This window comes from Paenibacillus sp. J22P169 (assembly GCF_059691995.1).
The window spans coordinates 58,017-78,372 of the sequence record NZ_JCAUAO010000007.1; the positions used below are offsets into that span (position 1 = coordinate 58,017).

The window sequence follows — 20,356 nt, forward strand, 5'->3', positions numbered from 1 at the left end:
TGAAGATAAATGAACAGACTGAATAACTTGATTAACGCGATTGAGCCTATCCATCATGAGGTGGCACATCAAGCCAATGATCATTTGAACCAATTGACGAAGCCCCAAGGAAGCTTAGGGAAACTTGAGGATATCGCACGCCAAGTTGCAGGGATTACAGGGGAAGTGATGCCGACTTTTGAGAAAAAAGCGGTTATCGTCATGGCGGGTGATCATGGTGTTTGCGAGGAAGGCATCAGTGCCTTTCCAGCGGCGGTGACACCTCAAATGGTGCTCAATTTCCTGTATGGCGGGGCAGCTGTAAATGTATTAGCTAGACATGCTGGAGCGGATGTGGTTTGTGTAGATATGGGGGTCAATGCGGATTTGGAGCATCCGAATCTCGTATCGCGCAAGGTTAGAAAGGGTACGCGCAATATGGCGAAAGAAGCGGCGCTTTCCCTGGAGGAGACAGTAGAAGCGATTATAGCGGGCAGTGAGATTGTGGATGATTTGGTGGCAAAAGGTTATCGACTTTTCGCTACGGGCGAAATGGGGATTGGTAATACAACGGCAAGCGCAGCAATTTTGTGTGCGTTGACTGGTTTAGATGCTGGCCTTGCTGTAGGCCGTGGAACGGGCATCGACGATGCCACTTGGCTGCATAAGCAGTCGGTTGTGAATACGGCGCTGGACGTGAATGGGCTGTTTGGGCGGGGGGCGAGTGCGAGTGCAAATGCAAGTGCAAGTGCAAGTGCAAGTGCAAGTGAAGGCTCAAGCGGTGATTTTGCGCTTGAGGTGTTAAGCAAGGTCGGCGGATTGGAGATAGCCGGACTTGTTGGGGTGATCTTGGGCGCAGCGAAGCATCGCTGCCCAGTTGTCGTCGACGGCTTCATCTCGTCGACAGCGGCCCTCGTGGCGAGCCGATTAGCCCCGCTAAGCGCGTCCTACATGCTCGCCTCGCACTTATCACAAGAGCAGGGACATACGAAGGTGCTCGAGTCGGTTGGCCTCGCAGCGATGCTGCAGATGGATATGAGACTAGGCGAAGGCACGGGCGCAGTGCTTGTGTTTAATCTGATCGATGCCGCAGGCAAGATCATGAAGGAAATGGCGACTTTCGAAAGCGCAGGCGTTTCGAGGGAGTAACAAGCAGAGAGAAGGAGGCGACACGATGGCGGTTCTGGTAACAGGCGGCGCACGCAGCGGCAAAAGCTCCTTCGCGGAGAAGCTGGCGATGCATCGCTGCCAGCGAGGGGTTTATATCGCGACCTCCCACATCTACGATGAAGAAATGAGGGAGCGGGTTGGTCTGCACCAGCAGCAGAGGCTTCACTCGGGATTCCCTTGGGAAACCCGGGAGGAGCCGTATGCGCTGCAGGTTTGTCTTGAGCAGCTGCACGAGAGCAGCGAGGGTGCTGTGGTTTTAGTAGACTGCCTAACGTTGTGGCTGACGAACTGGCTGCTCCACTACGAAGGCATGAGCGATGCAGCGCAACTCGTTACAACGCAAATTGATGAGCTTGTGGACGTCGTGTCCTCCTACAGTGGACAACTCATCCTAGTTACAAATGAAGTTGGCAACGGTATTGTGCCTGAGTACCCACTTGGCCGTCAATTTAGAGATTTGGCTGGACGGATGAATCAGCGAGTAGCTGAAGTATGCCAGCAGGTGTTTCTGGTTACGGTTGGTATCCCAATGGAACTAAAGAGCAGTGCTTATATTTTCGACTAATAGATACTTGAAGTAAGTACGGAATGGTGAAGCCCATATGTGGATATATACATGGCAGGAAATCGTCTGGATGACGGCTGCTGCAATTGCATTGGACTGGATGATTGGTGATCCGAGATGGCCCACTCATCCTGTTATTATGATTGGCCGCTGGATACGCTGGGTAGAGGACAGACTGCATCCTAGAGAAATGACAGCGAGTATGCTAGTAGGTAAACACACAAGATGGGTGCGAATGAAAGGTGTCCTACTCACGCTTTCCACCATCACACTGAGCTTTCTTGTAGTTCTTGTGCTTGTACATTTCGCAAACGATATTCATCCCTGGTTAGGTTATGCGGTGTCAACCTGGCTCATCTCCACGACGGTGGCGATCAAAGGCTTAAAGGACGCCGCGTATCTGGTCTACCATCCGCTGCGCGCAGGCAATCTCGCGGATGCTCGCAAGTACACCGGCTACATCGTTGGCCGGGATACGGATGCACTCCACGAGGAGGAGCTGACGCGAGCCGTCGTGGAGACGGTCGCGGAGAACATCGTGGACGCGGTCATCGCGCCCTTGTTCTATGCGCTCATCGGCGGTGCGCCGCTGGCGATGCTATACCGTGCATCGAATACGCTGGATTCGATGGTAGGCTACCGAAATGACAGATACCGTCATTTCGGCACCGCGTCGGCCCGCTGGGACGACGCCATGAACTGGATCCCGGCGCGGCTCACCGGGATCCTGCTGATCCTCGTGGCCCTGGCGAAGCCGGGCCTCTCAGCAGCACGCGCAGCGGCGGCGATTCGCCGCTTCGCGCATCTACACCCCAGCCCGAACAGCGGGATCCCGGAGTCGGCGGTAGCCGGAGCACTCGGGATCGAGCTTGGCGGGCTGAACGTCTATGGCGGCGCGGCGAGTGAGCGCGCCCGCCTAGGCTGGCCGCTGCGTCCACGAACGCAGCGGGATATTGTGCACGCCGTGAGCATGCTTTACGGCGTCAGTTTTGTAGTGATGGGAGGACTCCTGTGCGTCATACTCGTGCTTTGGTAGACTGGCTGCGTGCTTGTCTAGCCGCCTTTCAATTCCTAACGCGTCTGCCGATTCCGGTGCAGATTGACTATAACGAGCGCGTATTTCAGCGCAGCTCTGTCTTTTATCCGCTTGTTGGCTGCGTGATCGGGCTGCTTCTTCTATTGACAGGAGAAGGGCTCATCCACGTGTTGCCAGCTATGCCTGCGGCTCTTCTGCTTCTCACAATCTGGGTTGTCCTCACAGGCGGACTGCATCTGGATGGCCTGATGGATACAGCAGACGGCATTCTTAGTCACAGACCCCGTGAGCAAATGCTCGAGATCATGAAGGACAGCCGCGTTGGCGCGATGGGCGTCATCGTGTGTGTTCTTCACTTATTACTAAAATTTTCCTTGCTATTTACCATGCTGGATGCTCATCAACTAGGAGGACGAAGCAGTCTGCTTATCTTCTTAGTCTTCATACCGATATGGAGTCGCTGGTTCATGGTTGCAGCCATTAGAATGTGGCCTTACGCACGGCCGAATTCGGGGTTAGGCAGTCTGTTCCGTGGCGTTAACAGCAAGCATGTCATGCTATCCCTTTTAGTAGCCCTATTAACTACTACGCTATGTATTTGCATCAGTGACATAACTCTTTTACCCAACTGGAGCATCGTTCTAAGCTTTATGGCCATCACTACGCTTGTTGGAAGCGGGCTTGCCGCTTACATCAGCAGTAAGCTTGGCGGACTTACTGGAGATACCTATGGCGCTTTAAATGAGCTGCTGGAGAGCGTGCTTTTGTTAGCAGTAATCATCATCATAGGCATGTAGGGTTAGGTCTGTAATCTTATCGTGAAAGGAATGAGCATTATGTTAGAGCGTTACGGACACGGAGGCGATCTGTGGACGGCTGAGGAAACGTTTCATCGGCCGAAGGAGCAGTTTCTGGATTACAGTTCTAATATGAACCCACTTGGGCCTCCTGAAGTGGTCAAGGAGATTCTGACTGCGAGCTGGCGCGATATTGTCAAATATCCAGATCCTGCTGTTCGTGATCTCCGCCGAAGCTTATCGCTGAAATACGGGATTGATCCCGAGAGCATTTTAGTTGGAAATGGTGCTGCAGAGCTGATTGATTTGATCATACGTGTGTTGAAGCCAAGGATGACAGGACTTGCTAGACCATCCTTCAGCGAATATGAGGAAGCAGTTCACAAAGCGGGTGGTGAATTAACCAACATTTCGTTACGTCCGCAGAATCAATTTGAGCTGCAATGGTCTGACATTGAGGCCGTATTGCCAGCTGTTGAGTTATTTTTCCTTGGGCATCCCAACAATCCGACAGGTAGACTACTTCCTAACAACGTACTAAGCAATCTGCTCCAGAGTCAGCGTAAGCTTGTTCTCGATGAGGCTTTTATGGATTTTGTCCCTCAGGAGTCCGAGCATTCGTTGCTTAAGCTTGCATCGACAAGCCACGACCTGATCGTGATCCGTTCGATGACGAAATTTTATTCTATCCCAGGCATTCGTTTAGGTTTTATGGTGGCACACCCTGATCTCACCCGGCAATTGCGACAGCAGCAGGTGCAGTGGAGTGTGAATTACCTAGCACAACGTATGGGTGTTGCGGTTCTGGAAGATGAGGCCTTTGAGCGGTCCACCAGAGAATGGTTGCGCGTCGAGAAGCCTTGGCTTATGGAGAAACTGCGTAATTTAGGTTTAGAAGTTGTCCCGAGTGACGTGAATTTTTTGTTGTTTTCTTTTCCTGCGTCGAGTGGGATTAGCGTTAAACAAGCGCAACAGCATATGGGGCTTCAAGGGATTCTTATTCGGGATGCTTCTTTATTCGAAGGGCTGAACGAACGCTATTGTCGTGTTGCCATTCGTCTTCGTGAGGATAATGAGCGTTTACTCCAAGCTTTACAAAACATGTTGAACGACTTATCTAGGAATGGAGGTGCAGACCATGCCTGACTCGAAGTCAGCGGTTCTCATGATTCAAGGCACAGCTTCCGATGTTGGCAAAAGTATTCTTACGGCGGCCTTATGCCGTATTTTTGTTCAAGACGGCTGGCCGACAGCGCCTTTTAAATCACAAAATATGTCCCTCAACTCCTACATCACGTTCGATGGCAAAGAGATTGGCAGGGCGCAAGGTGTGCAAGCAGATGCTTGCCGCATTGTTGCTACGACGGACATGAACCCGATTCTTCTGAAGCCTAAGCAGGACATGGTCGCACAAGTCGTTGTTCATGGTAAGCCATATGCAGATTTGGATGCAAGGACGTATAGAGAATCCTATTTGCCACATGCGGAAGCAATCGTGAAAGATGCATTGGAACGCCTGCGCAGCGAATATGATATTGTGGTACTGGAAGGGGCAGGAAGTCCCGCTGAGGTTAATCTTAAGGATCGCGACATCGTCAATATGAGGCTGGCTGGATGGGCAGATTCACCGGTTCTGCTAGTTGCCGATATTGATCGTGGCGGGGTTTTTGCTTCGATTGTAGGCACACTTGAAATCTTGACCCCAGAGGAAAGAGACCGCGTACAAGGCTTTATTATTAATAAATTTCGCGGGGATGTCAGCTTACTGAAGCCTGGCTTGGATTGGTTGGAAGAGCGCACAGGGAAGCCAGTTCTCGGCGTAATCCCCTATCTACAGCAGCTGGGTATTGAGGACGAAGACTCGGCATCACTCGATTCCAAACGTGCCCAAACCAGAAGAACTCCTAACAGTCATGGGAAAAAATCGGACCAATTGGACGTCGCTGTCATTCGCTTGCCTCGCCTTTCTAACTTCACGGATTTTGATCCACTCCAAGAGGAATCGGATGTGCATTTCCGTTATATTGTGCATCTCGCTGAATGGGGAGAGCCGGACGTCGTTTTGCTTCCCGGAAGCAAGAATACGATGGAAGACTTGCAGTACCTGAAGGAATCAGGCTTAGCTGAGAGACTCATTTCTTTTGCTCAAGAGGAAGAAGGTTGGATCGTAGGTATTTGTGCGGGATATCAAATGCTGGGTGTCACACTTTCGGATCCTGGCAGGTACGAATCGGAGCATGCTGAGCTTGAAGGCTTAGGGCTGTTGCCGACAAAGACTGTGTTCACGCCGGATAAACGAACGGTTCGGGTACAAGGGGTAAGCACGCTTTTCGCCACGGATAGCTCTCATTTAGAAATCGATGGCTATGAAATCCACATGGGACGGACGCAATATGTACAAGATATCGTTGCTCCATTCCAAATTTCTGAAATAAACGCAATTGCCTCCATTTATCCCGAATCCGGCCTACATCCTGATGGAGCAGTCACCCTAGGTGGACGTGTGTGGGGAACCTATATTCATGGTATTTTGCATAATGATGATTTCCGTAGGGCTTGGTTGAATCAGATTCGTTTACATAAGGGATTAACTCAAGTCTCACAAGGGCTTCGTTATAAGGAGCGCCGTGAAACAGCGTTTGATCGATTGGCTGAGCACGTAAGAGCTCACTTGGATATGGCGCGAATCTATGAGATGATGGGAGTAACACATCCTACAAAACGGGAGGGGTTCTAAGTTGAAAATATATACGCGTACTGGAGATGCGGGTCAAACTAGTGTGATCGGTGGTCGTGTGGACAAAGATGATGACCGAGTCGAAGCCTACGGGACGACGGACGAGCTGAATAGCTTTCTAGGTCAAGCGATGAGCTTCATGGATCCACAGAAATACCCGGATTTATTGCCAGATTTGCTGCAGGTTCAGCATGAGCTGTTTGATTGCGGGGCAGATCTTGCGCTGCTGAAGCAGGATTTGCGTCCCTATAAAGTAACGGCAGACATGGTTGATGCGTTAGAAGCTTGGATAGATAAATACGATGCCGAGACGCCAGATATCACGCGCTTTATTTTGCCAGGAGGCGGGACTGTCTCATCTACATTGCATGTTTGTCGTACGGTATGCCGTAGAGCCGAACGTCTTGTTGTTACACTGGCGCGCACGCAGGAGATTAATCCCGAGGTACGTCGTTATTTGAACCGACTGTCTGACTTTTTCTTTACGATTGCCCGCACAGCGAATTTCCGCGAGGGGATTGCTGATGTGGAATATATACGCAGCGCTGAGGTGTTTAAACGTAAACCATGAGTTACTATGAACCATTAGTATATGTTGTCCCGCCAGAGGAAGAGGGCTTCATTCTCAAAACAGTGCTTCAAAAAAGATTGATGGTCTCACGTAAATTGTTATCCCGCATCAAGCTAACTGAGCGTGGGATTACGGTGAACGGGGAAAGGCAATACATCAATATCAAAGTGAAAGCTGGCGACCGTGTGGAAATTCGGATGGAGGAAGAGCAATCGGAGGATATTCTGCCTCAGGATCTTCCGCTGCACATTCTGCACGAGGATGAGCATTTGCTGATTCTCGCAAAGGATGCGGGGATCATTGTCCATCCAACGCATGGTCATTATGTGAATACGATTGCGAATGGGGTTGTGTACCATTGGCAGCAAGCGGGAATTACGTGCCGTTTTCGCCCTGTTCATCGACTTGACCAAGAAACCTCGGGTGTCCTAGCCATCGCAAAAACACCTTATGTGCATCAGCAAATTTCCGAGCAAATGATTCAGCATCAGGTGAAAAAAGAGTACCTCGCATTCGTCTGGGGCACGGTTGCTTCACCTACAGGGACGATTAATGAACCCATTGATCGCGATCCTGATCAGCCGCATGTGCGGATTGTTAGGCCTGACGGATACCATGCGGTGACGCATTATGAGGTTGTGAAACAATTTGAGAAGGCGACTCTCGTCCGGATTTGGCTGGAAACGGGGCGTACGCATCAAATTCGTGTGCATATGCGGCACTTAGGTCATCCGCTGCTAGGGGATAAGATGTACACACTGTCTGAGTACGGGGAGTTTGCGGCTGAACTTGAAGCTAGCGAACGCTTAAATCGTCAAGCGCTACATGCGTATAAACTGGGCTTTGTGCACCCAGGAACAAGGGTATGGACCGAGTTTAACGCACCTTTGCCTGCCGATTTATCTGAACTTGAGCAATGGTTAGCAGAAAAAAGGTGAAAAATCAAAAACCATTCCAATTTCTGGATGGTTTTTCTTTGCAATTACTTGACTTTCCTTGGCAATTAGCCCAAAATTTTAAGTAGTTCTATTTGATCATCATACAGCATAAAGGAGTTATTACAACGTGGGAGTTAAAGTGTATGGTTACGATAAATGTGGGACGTGCCGGAGTACCGTAAAGTGGCTGAAAGCACACGAAATTGAAATTACAGATCAGGTCCCTTTATTTGAAACGCCGCCTTCAGCGATGGAACTTGCAGAATTACTTAAGCTAAGCGGTTTTGAAATTAAGAAGTTTTTCAATACATCAGGTGAAGTCTACAAAGAGATGAATTTGAAAGACAAGCTTCCAGGTATGACACAAGAACAAATGCTTGATTTGCTAGCGTCTAATGGTCGCTTAATCAAACGACCCATTGTAACGGATGGCCATAAAGTGACGGTTGGCTTCAAAGAAGATGTGTTTGAGGACGTTTGGGCGAAAGGGTGATCTGGACATGGCTGACGACAAGAAACCAGCACGCAAAAAGTCACCGCTTGCCATCGGCGGATTTATCGCTGTCCTCTTATCGCAAGGCAAGCTGCTGCTTGCTGCTTTAAAGTTTGGCAAAGTTGGCGGCGCTATCATCTCGATGTTCGTTACGATCTGGGCTTACGCCTATTTGGCTCCATTGCCGTTCGCGATTGGACTCGTACTGATGATCTTGATTCACGAGCTAGGCCACGTGCTTGCAGCGAAGATGAAGGGGTTGCCCGTTTCGGCGCCGGTCTTCATCCCATTTTTGGGTGCTTTGATCACGATGAAGAAGCATCCAACCGATGCGGCTACAGAAGCTTTTATCGGCATTGGTGGTCCTATTCTAGGTACCCTCGGAGGCGTTGCCGCTTTTGGAGTAGGCGTGTATTTCGATTCAGCTGTGATCGTTTCCGTTGCCTATGCTGCTTTTTATCTGAATCTAATTAATTTATTGCCAATTCACCCTTTGGACGGTGGACGAATCTCGACTGCGGTAACACGCTGGCTATGGTTGCTTGGTTTGATTGGCGGGCTCGTATTTATTGTCTACATCGATAGTTATTTCTCGAGTAAAATTATTTTCTTAATCATCTGGGCAATGTTTGCTTGGGATTTGTATAAGAAATATGTGCGATATCGGCATAAGGAAGAGCGCGTAACCGTTGCTACGCGATTCGAATTTCCAGCGAATCATTTGTTACAACAAGGCTATATGATTCCAGGTGAGAATCACACACGTGATTTGGACTATATCACGTTTTCAGAGTTGCAAGGGCCAGGTTCCGGCAGACAAACCTTGCATATGTACTGGCAAGGCATTGGTTTTGAGGGACATGCGTATTTGCCTGTACAGGCGATCGTTAAGCGAGTCCAATTGGTAAAAGTGGAACGTATGAATAAAGAGGATGGCTTGCACCTTGGTCTCCAAGTTCAAGTGGAATACTCACCGCTAGGGTTACAAGAGCACTATTATGACGTGCCAGTCAAGACACGCTGGAAGTTTGGTATCTCATATTTGGGATTAGCTTTATTCTTGCTTTATATGATTAGGCTCGTTCATCAGGTCGGCATTATTTCATGACACTTACATAATGAGGAAGTTATCCATGACATTTAAAGGATCTAAGCGGCTGCAACAGCTAGGCTCGGCCATTTTTTCGGAAGTGGCAGAATGGAAGAGAGAGGTTATGAACCAAGGGGTGGACGTCATAGATTTAGGTATAGGAAGTCCTGACCAGCCTCCCTCTGATCGCATTTTGGAAGCCATGGCTGAGGCCGTGCGCAACCCTGCTCATTATGGTTACCCATCATCGGAAGGGAGCTTAGCCTTTCGAGAAGCCGTTGCGAAATGGTATAACTATCGTTTCGGAGTGGAGCTCGATGCTGAGACTGAAATCTTAACCCTGATGGGCTCGCAAGATGGGCTCGCTCACTTAGCGCTTTCACTCTGTGATCCTGGGGATATCGCAATTGTCCCTGATCCAGGTTACCCCATATATTCGGCAAGTCTCGTACTTGCGGGTGTTGAACCCTACTTACTACCGCTGCGTGCAGCAAATGATTTCTTACCCCAATTAGAGGACATTCCAGATGACGTGGCTGCTAAGGCGAAATTCATCCTGCTTAACTATCCAAGCAATCCGTTGTCTGCTGTTGCAGATCGTGCTTTTTTTGAGCATTTGATATCCTATGCCAAGAAGCAGGATTTGCTTGTTGTACATGATCTTGCCTATTCCGAAATGGCTTTTGACGGCTATAAGCCTATGAGTATTTTGGAAATTGAAGGTGCTAAGGAGGTTGCCATTGAATTCCATTCTTTATCTAAAAGCTTCAATATGGCAGGCTGTCGCATCGCATTTCTAACAGGGCATGCAGATGCGGTCAAAGCGCTCAAGACGCTTAAATCGAATATTGATTATGGCGTATTCGGGGCCATTCAGGCAGCAGGTATTGCAGCTTTAGAAGAAGATATGGAAAACGATCACACTGTCTCAAGTATGTATGAGAAGAGACGAAATGGTTTTATTTCGGCATTAAATGATGCGGGTTGGATTATTCCACCACCGAAAGCAACGATGTTTATTTGGGCTCCAATTCCCAAGGGTTGGACGTCTCGACAAATTTCCCGGGAAATGTTATTTCAGACAGGTGTTGTTGTGATCCCTGGTGATGCATTTGGCGCTGAAGGAGAAGGATTTGTCCGTATTGCTTTAGTGCAAGATGAAGCTCGATTACTTGAGGCAGCAAGGCGAATAGGAGATTGGCTTCAGTCCTTAGAATGAAAGTTAGAGATTTTGGTAAAAATAGGAGAATGAGAGACATATTTAGGTGTAAGGTTAAGAGAAAATTTATACGTTGAAAGGGGTAAGCATATGGATGCCATTTCTTCACTATCGGAGTTGTTAGCTGAACAGAAGCCGTCATCGTACGTAGAGATTCCCGGGATTTTAGGCCAGACGTTCGGTCAAGCGACAATAGCAGCTACATTACCTGTTAGCAAACTATTTTCTATTTTTGAGGTGGATTTAGAAGTACAACGTGCGATCATTCCACGGAACCTCTCCAAGTTAATTGACTATGTGAATCTATATTTAGAAGATCGCCAGCCTATCTATTTCCCTGGCATTATTTTCTCAGCAAGAGGCGCAGGGCATTACGATGAGGATAATCAAGCCCTTCGATTACAGCCGATTGAGAAATTGTACGTAGTTGACGGCCAACATCGCTTGGCTGCCTTCCAACGAATTATGGAAACGCTGCAAAGTCAGATGGCGCGTGCCAAGGATCGTCGGGAATACGATAAAATGGAAGAGATTACGGAAAAGCTGCGTCGTTTATATGCGTTCCCAATCTCGACAATGACATATCTGGATATCAATGCGCGTCAGGAACGTCAATTGTTCTCCGACATTAACAAGCTTCCTCGTAAGCTTGGAGGGAACTTGGCTGTACTTCGTGATCAGCGCCGGTTCTATCATGTTGCTGCGACTGAGCTTGCGGCGAAAGCGCCTGCTATGCAGAAGCTGACTGTCGATATGTTCTCCGAGCGCGGGAAATCACCAGAGTATTTATTCTCCTACCACTTGCTAATTGAGATTCTAGTGGGCTTGTTTGAAGGTAGAATGAAATCAGCCGCTCGCAATAACAATTATCAATATGCGGACAAAGACTTGCAGGAGCTTATCTCACTAGCAGGTGGTTATTTTAACGGATTATTGACACATTTGCCGTCACCGACAAAGGGGGAAATCGTCTGGTCCGAGAATATCCAAATTGCGTTAGCCCTGTTCATGCATGAAGAAGCGACGAAAACAGGAAGCTTTAATCGTTATGCGCTTGAGCATGCATTGAAAATATTACCGCATGTCAATTGGAATAGCATTTATGCTGGGGAAGAAAAAGACCGTCTACCAAGACGTACACGTATCATGAAGGCTTACAACCATATTAAGAGCTTCTATCAAGAGCAAAATGCATTTCTAATCAGTGACGCTGAAGCCTATAAAGCTAGTTTTGCAAATAAGGAGGACGTGAGCTAATGGAAGGATTACGCCTGAAAATGACTATCCATCCTTTCTGCGAAAGGTTCGGTCTGGCGACTGTTGCCTTGCGCGTTCAGGACTTGCTGAACTATACGATGATTGATCCGATGGTTCAACGGAAGCTGAGTAATATGCAGCGCCGGAAGATCTCCACTTATTTGCAAGAACGCGAGCTTGACCATGTTTTCTTCGGCCCTGTAACGCTATCGCTTCGCGAAGTGAACCAACTCTCCAAAGGAGCGAAGGAATTCCTCTTGCGTCATGGCTCGAAGCTATCCATTTTGGACGGTCAGCACCGTATTCTAGCACTTGGTTATGTGAATGATCAAATGCAAAAAGAAGTACGCCGTTACGAGAAGAAGCTGGCTCTGCTGAAGATTAAGCAACGGAAGTTTAGTGACGATGCGGAGGTTAAGCAAGAGGTTGAGGAAACAGAAGGCACGATTAATCAACTTGAGGGTAGACGCTTAGACCTGATGGAAACACAGCTTGCTGTGCAAATATATATCGGCCTAACGGAGGAAGAAGAGCAGCAGTTATTTGGCGACATCAACTCCAAAGTGCAGTTGGTTAGTAAAGAACTTGGTCACTCTTTTGATTCCATTGATCCGCTTAATCTGGTTATCCAGCAGGTCGTGGACCACAATGTGTATCTGAAGGCAGCAGGTGTGGAGAGACGCAGTAACTTGACCTCTTTTAACCGTAACTTTACATGCTTCAGCTGGTTATATGCGACGGCGACGATGCTGTTCTCAGGTAGAATGCAGCCTTCTTATGAACTGCAACGTAAAATTCGACATGATCCATCGACGTATGTTGAAATCTTGCATCAATTTTTCAACACCATCTTGCCAATGATGCCAGAACAGCCAGGCTTGGCACAATATACCTCCGCGAATCGTGTGATTCAGGAAAGTATTGCCCTGTATGCTAATCGTTTCTTATTCCCAAATGGCGAATATAACGATGAGTGGACACAGTCCTTACAGCTGTTAGATGGCTTCGATTGGTCACATGATAATGAAGAGTTGATCTATGTATTTGGCTCGTTGGATAACGGAAAAATCAATCTCATTCACGAGAAATCGTTGAAAAAACATGTGAAGCTCGTGCAATTCTTCCTAGAAGGCACGGATTCGGCAACGGATTCAGAAGAAGTATCCTCCGCGTAGTTAGAGACATAGGAAACCTTTCTATCTCAATGCAAGTTGAGAGATAGAAAGGTTTTTTTGTGTGTCTTTCTGTCAAACTCTTAAAATATACGCATCCAACTCTTCATTCGTCTATATCAAAAGTATAAAACTAGCATACGATATCATATAAAGTTTGAAGGGAGGAAAACACAATGAGTTGCTCCGTATACGCTACTTTGGCTCATGTTGGTCTTGGAACAGTCATCACAATTCACGCAGGTACTACTCCAAATCATCAAGGTAGATTTCTAGGTATCCAAAATGGTAATGTTGTTATTGCAAATGGTGCTGGTACTGTATTCTATTTCCCTATTGATAAAATTGCTGTGGTTCATATTCCTTAATGATCGTAACAAAATGAAAGAATAAGAAAGCAAGGGAGCGGACGAGCTCTCTTGCTTTCTTCATGTTGTTCGTATATGTCTAGTAATCACATCAATGATGAATGGAATGAAGAGACGATTCTCTTGTCATCAATCGATGTGGAATGATGATGTGATTGTGATGAATCGGTTCTCCCTTTACGGCTTTAATTAAGGTTTGTGAAGCCGTATAACCAAGCTGATAGATGCCGATATCGATAGAGCTGATCGGAGGAGAGGATAGCTCTGACATAGGAATATTATTGAAACCGACTAGGCTTAGGTCAGATGGTACTTTATAGCCAAGCTCGGTCACCCCGCGAAGGACGCCGAAGGCAACGATATCATCAATGACAACAAGCGCAGTCGGGCGCTCAGGCAGATTCATGAAAAAGGACATAGCGCGATAGCCGCTCTCTTGGAGAAATTCACCTTCAACAATCCACTCGGATTGAATCTCCAGCTTGGCTTCACGCATGGCTTGTACATAGCCATCCATCCGATCACGTGAAACTATGAGATTTGGAGGACCGCTCACAAAGCCAATTCGCTTATGGCCTTGGGCGATGAGGTGCCGCGTCGCATCATAAGCAGCCAGGACATTATTATTATCAACCGATAATACCTCAGGGAAATCCTCGCTTCTACCCACAAGGACGAATGGGAATTTCATCTCTTGCAAGAAGGAGATCACAGGGTCGGATTTACGAGAATAAAGCAGAATGATACCGTCGACTCTGCGTCCTTTGACAAGTCTCGTAATCGCTTCGACCTCTTCACGCTCAGAAGTACCAGTGGTCATCATCAGGTCATAGCCGCTGCGTGTAGATTGTGTCACGACGCCACGGATAATTTCGGAGAAGAATAAATTTAAGAAGAGTTCTTCTGCGGAACGCGGTAGGAGAATCCCGATCGTTTGCGTTGTTTTGGATACAAGACTCTTAGCCATCACATTCGGATGATAACCTAATTCGTCCATAATCTCTTTCACTTTGCGAATTGTTGCAGAACTAATGCGCGAATGTCCGGATATTACACGGGATACGGTGGAGGGGGAAACCCCTGCTTTTTTGGCGACATCAATAATCGTAACGGACATGATCCGAACCTCCAGTGCAAACGATTGTGCTCACGGATTGTGAAGCGTTATTTTCTATGTTAGCTATTTCCACTACAAAAGTAAATCATTTGTATGAGATTAGCTTTTATCAAAGTCCTTCGCCGATGTGCAACCGCAATTCTATCTGACAAAGTGAACATAGTCTTTGAAACAAAATCCAATTATCGTTTGTGGGGGTACGGGAGAGGTTGTAACTTGTAGATGTCTCAGAAAAGGTTAGCATTGCTAGATTCGTATAACAAGTGCACTTTGCATTGAATGTTGTGCAAATTGTTGGACATTGTCATTCTTAATTATTTTGAGATACTTTGAAAATAAGAGTAAATGAAAGAAAATATAGTATTTATTCGGAAAAATGGCCTATTTTAATGTGTGCAAACGTTTTTACAAATGAAAAGGTGTGTTGTATGATAACTCATGAATAAAGCGCTTGCAAAGAATTGTTACACAGTGATCAAGCACTATTATTCGATGAAATAGAAGTCGAAAGCTATTTTTAGACGGAATTGAGCAAACGTTTGCACAAGTTAATGAAGTCGCTTACATTTATTCGAACTCCAGCAATACTACGCTAAGATTGACTATTTACCTAATATGAGAGGGGTTTTACAAAAAATGAAAAAATCACTATCCATGATTGCTGCTGTATCCGTTGTTGCCTTATCTGTAACGGCTTGTTCTTCCGCACCAGAGGAAACGGCGAAGCCTTCAGCAGCTGCAGCAACAGAAGCGCCTAAAGCTACTGCAGCGGCAACGACAGCAACAACAACTGATAACGACATGGGGCTTAAACCAGAAGCTGGTGCCAAATTAGTCGTATGGGATGCACCAGATCAAAAAGCATTCATCGAATCCGTTGCGAAACAATTCGAAGCGAAATATAAAGTGCCTGTTAAATTCGAAGAAGTTAACCCACCGGATCAACCGGCTAAATTAACAGCAGATGGTCCAGCTGGTGTAGCGGCTGACGTAACTGTAATCCCACATGATAACTTAGGCAAAATGGTATCTGCCGGCTTGTATCTGCCGAATGATGTGTTTGCAGACCAAACTAAAAAAGAGAACGCAGAAGCTGCTGTACAAGGAGCGACCTTCAATAATACACTATTCGGCTACCCGAAATCCGTTGAAACTTACGCTTTGATCTATAACAAAGATTTGGTGAAAACGCCTCCAAAATCATTTGATGACGTTGTTGCTTTTGCTAAAACGTACAATGACCCTGGGAAAAACAAATTCGCTTTCATGTTTGATATTGGCAATTTCTATTTTGACTACGCGTTCCTAGCGGGTCCTGGTGGATACGTATTTGGTAAAAATGGGACAGACAAAACGGATATCGGTCTTAACAATGAGGGTGCCGTTGCCGGAGCGAAGTTCTTTGCTTCTTTGAAAAAGGATGTTCTGCCTGTTAAATCCGGTGATGTGACATACGACATCAAAAAAGGTCTCTTCACAAGCGGTACACTCGCAATGGATCTGAACGGACCATGGACAATTCTTGATTACAAAAATGCAAAAATCAACATTGGTGTAGTACCTATCCCTACAATTAATGGGAAGCCAGCTGTCTCCTTTGCAGGTATCAAAATTCTAGGTGTTAACGCATATACGAAATATCCGAATGCAGCTAAACTATTCGCTCACTTTGCCACTTCCCAAGCGGCTCAATTGGAAAACTTCAAAATTTCCGGTCAGCTTCCTTCTAATAAAGCAGCAGCGGAAGATGCTAGTGTGAAAAACGATGAGCTGGCTAACGGCTTCCTGCAACAATTGAAAACGTCCCAAGCGATGCCTTCCATTCCGGAAATGGGAAACATCTGGACACCAATGGGAGCAGCACTTGGCGACATCTGGAACGATGGCAAAGATCCGAAAGCAACACTAGACAACGCGGTTAAACAAATTAAAGATACGAACGCAGCAACAAAATAAGATTTGTATAACGACTTGTATAGGTTGCGGACACCCGTCGAGGAATCGGCGGGTGATTCCATTCTAGGATAGGGAAGGAGCTGGCTGAAGAAAATGGGAACTCATCGTCGCATGGCGGCTGCTTTATCTGTAATTAGTCTTGGCCTTGGACAATTGTATAATCGCCAGTATATGAAAGGGCTCCTCCTGCTTCTGATCGAAGTTGTAGGACTCAATTATTTTATCAAAAACTTGAGTCACGCGATCTGGGGACTGTTTACACTGGGGAAAACCCCAACCCATTTTGAAACGATAAATGGTGTTGCAAAGACAGTGAAAGGGGATCATTCCATCTTCCTGATGTTGGGTGGATTGATTACATTGCTGCTGCTTTTCCTCTTCGCTGTCGTGTATGTGATGAGTATTAAAGACGCTTACCTAACAGGGAAGAAGCGGGAAGAGGGTAAGCAGACCGCGAACTTTGTGCAATCTGTGCGACATGTGTTAGATAAGCGTTTTCCGGAGATTTTCCTCTCCATTCCTATCATCGGTGTGTTGTTCGTAACGATTTTGCCGATTATTTTCACAATATTAATTGCCTTCACTAATTATTCAGGCCCCGATAATCTACCGCCAGCGAAGGTACTGAAATGGGTTGGCTTCCGAACGTTTCATGATTTGATTATGTTCAAAACTTGGAGCTATTCCTTTTTCCACATCTTAGGATGGACCATTATTTGGGCGGTAGTGGCTACTTTTACTACTTACATGGGTGGAGTGCTGGTAGCTTTACTTGTAAATCAAAAAGGCATTCGCCTAAAAGGCATGTGGAGAACGATTTTCATCATTCCTTATGCGATTCCGCAGTTGGTTTCCTTATTGGTTATGAAAAATATGTTTAACGGACAATTTGGTCCGATTAATCAATACTTGGGCTACTTCGGCTTAGGCAAGCTCCCTTGGCTGACAGATCCCACGATGGCGAAGATTACCGTAATTATCGTCAACATGTGGGTTGGTATTCCGGTTTCCATGATTCTCATTATGGGCGTATTAACCGCGATTCCCAAAGATCTATATGAGGCTGCAGAGGTAGATGGAGCATCGGCATTCCTGAAGTTTCGTCTCATCACGATGCCGTTCATTTTATTTACAACAGCGCCATTACTGATCATTCAATTTGCAGGTAACATCAATAACTTTAACGTTATTTTCTTATTGACCAAAGGTGATCCAGTTAACGGTAAATTCCAATATGGCGGAAGTACAGATTTACTAGTGACTTGGCTGTATAAACTGACGTTGGATCAACAGAAGTACAATATCGCGGCAGCGGTCGGGATTATCATCTTCTTTATGATTGCTTCGCTTTCCATCTGGAGCTATCGGAAGACGCGCTCGTTCAAAGAGGAGGATATGATCCAATGAGTACAACTCGCAAAAAATCCAAATTCACCTTCGGCCTGCTTCTAAGCTATATCGTGCTGGTTATTATAGCGATTTGTTGCATTTATCCTGCGCTTTGGGTCGTCCTAGCCTCTTTCCGGCCAGGTGCTGCGCTGTATAGTCCAACTCTGATTCCGAAAAGCTTAACCTTAGACCACTATCACGAGCTATTAACTTCGACGCGTTTTAAATTTACAACCTGGTATTGGAACACGCTGAAAATCGCCACATTGACGATGATCTTCTCGACGATTCTAACGACGATCAGTGGTTATTCCTTGTCCAGGTTCCGCTTCAAAAGCAGAAAAACAATCATGACGGGTGTACTCATATTGAGTATGTTCCCAACGTTCATGAGCTTAACTGCTTTCTATGTCTTACTACTGCAATTGAAATTATTTGATAACATTTATGCGCTTGTAGCTATTTATTCGGCAGCTGGGTTGCTGCAAGCTTTTGTGGTGAAAGGATTTTTTGATACGATCCCACGGAGTTTGGAGGAGTCGGCACGTATTGATGGCGCATCGAACCTGCAAATTTTCACAAGAATCATGCTGCCTTTGTCCCGGCCAATGCTAACCTATGTCGCATTAATGTCCTTTACAGGTGCGTGGGTCGATTTTATTTTGGCCAAAGTCGTGTTGCGTTCCAAAGATCACTGGTCCGTCGCTGTTGGCTTGTTCGACTTGGTTGATAAGGAACAAAGCAGTAACTTTGCGTTATTTGCGACAGGGTCGGTCTTAATTGCCTTACCGATTACGATACTATTCGTATTTTTACAACGCTTCCTCGTTGATGGCTTAACGGCAGGAGCCTCGAAAGGATGAGTAGATTTCGTAGGCTGAATCTAATCTTGATGCTCGGGATGGCTCTTGTGCTGATAGTGACAGGATGCTCGAAAGACATGGGGAACGAGGCAAGCGGCAGTAACCATGGCGTGTTTTATGAGATTTTTGTTCGTTCTTTTCAAGATTCGAATGGCGATGGGGTCGGTGATCTGAATGGGGTTACGGCCAAACTCGACTATTTAAAGGATCTGGGGATCAAAGGCATTTGGCTAACGCCGATCATGACTTCACCTAGCTATCACGGCTATGATGTGACAAATTATTATCAAATTAATCCTGAGTTTGGTACGATGGCTGATTTTCAGGCATTAACCAAAGAGGCGCATAAACGCGGTATTCAGGTTATTATGGATTTGGTCGCGAACCATACTAGTTCCGAGAATCCTTGGTTCATTGAAGCTGCAAAAGATAAAAACAGTCCTTATCGCAATTGGTATACATGGGCGGAGGATCAAGGCAAACCTGCTTCAGGGCAAAGTGCCGCTGGAGACAAGGCGTGGCATCTTAAGAATGGCAGCCATTACCTCGGTATTTTCTGGGAAGGTATGCCGGATTTGAATTTTGACAATGCGGATGTTCGCAAGGAAATGATTAAGGTCGGCCAATTCTGGCTGGGGCAAGGTGCCGATGGCTTCCGTTTAGACGCGGCTAAGCATGTGTATGAAGATTTCACGGATTCCAAAAAGGATCCTCAAACCTCGCTGAAAAATGTAGCTTGGTGGAAAGAATTTCGCGCGGGTCTGCGGGAAGTGAAAGAGCATGCCTATGTGGTCGGAGAAATTTGGGATAGTATTGCCACTATTGCGCCTTACTTGGACAATGCGCTCGATTCTGGGTTTAACTTCGATTTGGCGAAAACACTGATTAGCTCAGCGAATTCCGAGACCGCAGGGAACATCGCGTTTACCCTTGAAAGGGCATACGGCTTATATGACAAAACCTCTGGCGGCAAATTCATTGATGCGCCATTCCTGTCCAACCATGATCAGACGCGGGTGATGAGTGCGTTACAAGGCAATGTGGACCATGCAAAAATGGCCGCGGCGCTGCTGCTAACCATGCCAGGCAACCCGTTTCTCTACTACGGCGAAGAAATCGGCATGCTGGGAATGAAGCCGGACGAGTATTTGCGTGAGCCGATACATTGGACCGCTTCGGGCGGTGTTGGGCAGACCACTTGGGAAGCTCCGCGTTACAATAAGGAAGATGCACCGAATGTGGCAGATCAGCTGAAAGACGGCAATTCCCTGCTGAACCAGTATAAAAAGCTGATTCAATGGCGAAATGAGGAGCCTGCTCTGCAGGGCGGGAAAATCACTGAATTTAAGGCGAGTAATGAGCACATCGCGGCTTTTGTGAGAGGCGAAGCTAAGGAAGCGCTCCTTGTTGTTCATAACCTTTCGGGCCAGGAGCAAGTGCTGGATCTGAGTGAGGAACAAGTGAATACCGGTTTTACGAAGGTAAAACGGTTCACGGTTAAGGGTTGGAAAATGGATGGGAATAAGCTGGTTGTGCCTGCTTATTCGAGTATGATTTTGAAGAAGTAAAGGAATTGGAACCCCCATCGTCGGCACTTTGTGTGCGGAGATGGGGGTTTTTGTGTGGTGGGCGAGCGGGA

At 46.7% G+C, this 20,356-nt stretch carries 19 protein-coding genes; 18 read left to right on the forward strand and 1 reads right to left on the reverse strand.

Features of this window, described 5'->3' with window-relative positions:
- Positions 1–9: 9 nt before the first annotated feature.
- From AC58QG_RS26210 to AC58QG_RS26275, 14 genes are all read left to right on the forward strand, one after another.
- A complete protein-coding gene (locus tag AC58QG_RS26210; protein WP_497365042.1) occupies positions 10–1,128 on the forward strand; it encodes a nicotinate-nucleotide--dimethylbenzimidazole phosphoribosyltransferase in 1,119 nt (372 codons plus the stop codon).
- A 25-nt stretch (positions 1,129–1,153) separates the two neighbouring features.
- Positions 1,154–1,714: a bifunctional adenosylcobinamide kinase/adenosylcobinamide-phosphate guanylyltransferase gene (gene cobU / locus AC58QG_RS26215; RefSeq protein WP_497365043.1), complete on the forward strand. Its 561-nt coding sequence runs from the start codon at positions 1,154–1,156 to the stop codon at positions 1,712–1,714.
- 37 nt (positions 1,715–1,751) lie between these two features.
- Complete coding sequence (cbiB, locus tag AC58QG_RS26220; protein WP_497365044.1) at positions 1,752–2,750, forward strand: adenosylcobinamide-phosphate synthase CbiB; 999 nt, start codon at positions 1,752–1,754, stop codon at positions 2,748–2,750.
- Positions 2,726–3,547 (forward strand): adenosylcobinamide-GDP ribazoletransferase, encoded by an 822-nt coding sequence (cobS, locus tag AC58QG_RS26225; protein ID WP_497365045.1) that lies wholly within the window; start codon positions 2,726–2,728, stop codon positions 3,545–3,547. The genes cbiB and cobS overlap by 25 nt, the downstream gene beginning before the upstream one ends.
- 30 nt (positions 3,548–3,577) lie before the next feature.
- Positions 3,578–4,693, forward strand: a complete 1,116-nt coding sequence (gene cobD / locus AC58QG_RS26230; protein WP_497365046.1) for a threonine-phosphate decarboxylase CobD — start codon at positions 3,578–3,580, stop codon at positions 4,691–4,693.
- Positions 4,686–6,284 carry a cobyric acid synthase gene (locus tag AC58QG_RS26235; protein ID WP_497365047.1) on the forward strand — a complete coding sequence of 533 codons (1,599 nt, stop codon included), beginning with the start codon at positions 4,686–4,688 and terminating at the stop codon, positions 6,282–6,284. Before cobD ends, AC58QG_RS26235 begins: the two co-directional genes overlap by 8 nt.
- A 1-nt stretch (position 6,285) precedes the next feature.
- Positions 6,286–6,855 carry a cob(I)yrinic acid a,c-diamide adenosyltransferase gene (locus tag AC58QG_RS26240; protein ID WP_497365048.1) on the forward strand — a complete coding sequence of 190 codons (570 nt, stop codon included), beginning with the start codon at positions 6,286–6,288 and terminating at the stop codon, positions 6,853–6,855.
- Positions 6,852–7,793 (forward strand): RluA family pseudouridine synthase, encoded by a 942-nt coding sequence (locus AC58QG_RS26245; RefSeq protein WP_497365049.1) that lies wholly within the window; start codon positions 6,852–6,854, stop codon positions 7,791–7,793. The genes AC58QG_RS26240 and AC58QG_RS26245 overlap by 4 nt, the downstream gene beginning before the upstream one ends.
- A 127-nt stretch (positions 7,794–7,920) precedes the next feature.
- Entirely contained in the window at positions 7,921–8,286 is a 366-nt protein-coding gene (locus AC58QG_RS26250) for an arsenate reductase family protein (RefSeq protein WP_497365050.1), read from the forward strand.
- Between the two features lie 7 nt (positions 8,287–8,293).
- A complete protein-coding gene (locus tag AC58QG_RS26255) occupies positions 8,294–9,394 on the forward strand; it encodes a site-2 protease family protein (RefSeq protein ID WP_497365051.1) in 1,101 nt (366 codons plus the stop codon).
- Positions 9,395–9,419: 25 nt separating this feature from the next.
- On the forward strand, positions 9,420–10,595 hold the full coding sequence (locus tag AC58QG_RS26260; protein WP_497365052.1) for an aminotransferase class I/II-fold pyridoxal phosphate-dependent enzyme: 1,176 nt from the start codon (positions 9,420–9,422) through the stop codon (positions 10,593–10,595).
- Between the two features lie 90 nt (positions 10,596–10,685).
- Positions 10,686–11,852, forward strand: coding sequence for a DNA sulfur modification protein DndB (locus AC58QG_RS26265; RefSeq protein ID WP_497365053.1), 1,167 nt, complete (start codon positions 10,686–10,688; stop codon positions 11,850–11,852).
- Positions 11,852–13,027 (forward strand): DNA sulfur modification protein DndB, encoded by a 1,176-nt coding sequence (locus AC58QG_RS26270; protein WP_497365054.1) that lies wholly within the window; start codon positions 11,852–11,854, stop codon positions 13,025–13,027. Before AC58QG_RS26265 ends, AC58QG_RS26270 begins: the two co-directional genes overlap by 1 nt.
- A 173-nt stretch (positions 13,028–13,200) precedes the next feature.
- Positions 13,201–13,392, forward strand: coding sequence for a hypothetical protein (locus AC58QG_RS26275; protein ID WP_056609441.1), 192 nt, complete (start codon positions 13,201–13,203; stop codon positions 13,390–13,392).
- Between the two features lie 91 nt (positions 13,393–13,483).
- On the opposite strand, the gene AC58QG_RS26280 is transcribed toward AC58QG_RS26275, so the two are convergent.
- Entirely contained in the window at positions 13,484–14,509 is a 1,026-nt protein-coding gene (locus AC58QG_RS26280; protein ID WP_497365055.1) for a LacI family DNA-binding transcriptional regulator, read from the reverse strand.
- Between the two features lie 636 nt (positions 14,510–15,145).
- Here AC58QG_RS26280 and AC58QG_RS26285 point away from each other — a divergent pair.
- The 4 genes from AC58QG_RS26285 (at position 15,146) to AC58QG_RS26300 (ending at position 20,285) form a co-directional block, all read left to right on the forward strand.
- On the forward strand, positions 15,146–16,465 hold the full coding sequence (locus AC58QG_RS26285; protein ID WP_497365056.1) for a sugar ABC transporter substrate-binding protein: 1,320 nt from the start codon (positions 15,146–15,148) through the stop codon (positions 16,463–16,465).
- Between the two features lie 93 nt (positions 16,466–16,558).
- Entirely contained in the window at positions 16,559–17,872 is a 1,314-nt protein-coding gene (locus AC58QG_RS26290; RefSeq protein ID WP_497365057.1) for a carbohydrate ABC transporter permease, read from the forward strand.
- The gene (locus AC58QG_RS26295) at positions 17,869–18,717 is read left to right on the forward strand and encodes a sugar ABC transporter permease (protein ID WP_497264409.1); all 849 of its coding nucleotides are present in this window, start codon (positions 17,869–17,871) and stop codon (positions 18,715–18,717) included. Before AC58QG_RS26290 ends, AC58QG_RS26295 begins: the two co-directional genes overlap by 4 nt.
- Positions 18,714–20,285 carry an alpha-amylase family glycosyl hydrolase gene (locus AC58QG_RS26300; RefSeq protein ID WP_497365058.1) on the forward strand — a complete coding sequence of 524 codons (1,572 nt, stop codon included), beginning with the start codon at positions 18,714–18,716 and terminating at the stop codon, positions 20,283–20,285. The genes AC58QG_RS26295 and AC58QG_RS26300 overlap by 4 nt, the downstream gene beginning before the upstream one ends.
- The last annotated feature ends 71 nt before the right edge of the window (positions 20,286–20,356 follow it).

Excerpts from the sequence above, each read along its gene's own strand:
- AC58QG_RS26300 (WP_497365058.1), top strand. The coding sequence starts at position 18,714 with ATGAGTAGATTTCGTAGGCTGAATCTAATCTTGATGCTCGGGATGGCT.
- AC58QG_RS26245 (WP_497365049.1), top strand. The coding sequence starts at position 6,852 with ATGAGTTACTATGAACCATTAGTATATGTTGTCCCGCCAGAGGAAGAG.
- AC58QG_RS26255 (WP_497365051.1), top strand. The coding sequence starts at position 8,294 with ATGGCTGACGACAAGAAACCAGCACGCAAAAAGTCACCGCTTGCCATC.
- cobD (WP_497365046.1), top strand. The coding sequence starts at position 3,578 with ATGAGCATTATGTTAGAGCGTTACGGACACGGAGGCGATCTGTGGACG.
- AC58QG_RS26295 (WP_497264409.1), top strand. The coding sequence starts at position 17,869 with ATGAGTACAACTCGCAAAAAATCCAAATTCACCTTCGGCCTGCTTCTA.
- AC58QG_RS26285 (WP_497365056.1), top strand. The coding sequence starts at position 15,146 with ATGAAAAAATCACTATCCATGATTGCTGCTGTATCCGTTGTTGCCTTA.
- cobU (WP_497365043.1), top strand. The coding sequence starts at position 1,154 with ATGGCGGTTCTGGTAACAGGCGGCGCACGCAGCGGCAAAAGCTCCTTC.
- AC58QG_RS26290 (WP_497365057.1), top strand. The coding sequence starts at position 16,559 with ATGGGAACTCATCGTCGCATGGCGGCTGCTTTATCTGTAATTAGTCTT.
- AC58QG_RS26210 (WP_497365042.1), top strand. The coding sequence starts at position 10 with ATGAACAGACTGAATAACTTGATTAACGCGATTGAGCCTATCCATCAT.
- AC58QG_RS26270 (WP_497365054.1), top strand. The coding sequence starts at position 11,852 with ATGGAAGGATTACGCCTGAAAATGACTATCCATCCTTTCTGCGAAAGG.
- AC58QG_RS26280 (WP_497365055.1), bottom strand. The coding sequence starts at position 14,509 with ATGTCCGTTACGATTATTGATGTCGCCAAAAAAGCAGGGGTTTCCCCC.
- AC58QG_RS26275 (WP_056609441.1), top strand. The coding sequence starts at position 13,201 with ATGAGTTGCTCCGTATACGCTACTTTGGCTCATGTTGGTCTTGGAACA.
- AC58QG_RS26235 (WP_497365047.1), top strand. The coding sequence starts at position 4,686 with ATGCCTGACTCGAAGTCAGCGGTTCTCATGATTCAAGGCACAGCTTCC.
- AC58QG_RS26260 (WP_497365052.1), top strand. The coding sequence starts at position 9,420 with ATGACATTTAAAGGATCTAAGCGGCTGCAACAGCTAGGCTCGGCCATT.
- cbiB (WP_497365044.1), top strand. The coding sequence starts at position 1,752 with ATGTGGATATATACATGGCAGGAAATCGTCTGGATGACGGCTGCTGCA.
- AC58QG_RS26265 (WP_497365053.1), top strand. The coding sequence starts at position 10,686 with ATGGATGCCATTTCTTCACTATCGGAGTTGTTAGCTGAACAGAAGCCG.